Origin of the sequence: Ancylomarina sp. 16SWW S1-10-2 (genome assembly GCF_009669305.1) — a bacterium.
Lineage (GTDB): Bacteria > Bacteroidota > Bacteroidia > Bacteroidales > Marinifilaceae > Ancylomarina.
Genome location: NZ_SADB01000144.1, coordinates 1 through 593, shown reverse-complemented (window position 1 = coordinate 593; position 593 = coordinate 1). Strand labels below are relative to the sequence as shown.

General features: G+C 52.4%; 1 protein-coding gene. It reads left to right on the top strand.

What is annotated here, in order from left to right; genetic code table 11:
- The coding region (locus EMN46_RS18795; protein ID WP_154202555.1) for a GGDEF domain-containing protein at positions 1–593 on the top strand (593 nt) is incomplete at both ends.

Sequence of the window (593 nt, the reverse complement as noted above, 5' to 3'; positions counted from 1 at the left end):
TGGTTCGCAATGTGAACGAATTGAACCGGTTCAATATCAAGCTCAAGAGCGACTTGAGCGCGTCCGAAGAAATTGCTAGTACTGACCGGCTGACAGGCATATGGAATCGGAACTATTTCGAAGAAGCAGCTGTCATCGAGACCGATCGTGCCGATCGACATGGACGTACCCTGAGCATGCTGATGGTTGATATCGATCGATTCAAAGCCGTCAATGACACCTATGGACATGCCACCGGCGATCTAGTGCTAAAGCAAGTCGCATTGCGACTAGGTGAATTACTACGCAGCACTGATTTGCTCTGCCGCTACGGTGGCGAGGAGTTTGTCGTACTCTGTCCTGATACCGCACTCTCAACTGCAGTTGTTCTCGCTGAACGCTTGCGTGTCAATGTTGGTGCTCGTCCGATTGATCCAGCTGGTGTGATCACGGTCAGCATCGGCGTGACCCAATATGTGCCGGGCGAGAAGTGGATGCCATGTTTGCAACGCGCAGATACGATGCTTGGTGTGATCACGGTCAGCATCGGCGTGACCCAATATGTGCCGGGCGAGAAGTGGATGCCATGTTTGCAACGCGCAGATACGATGCTT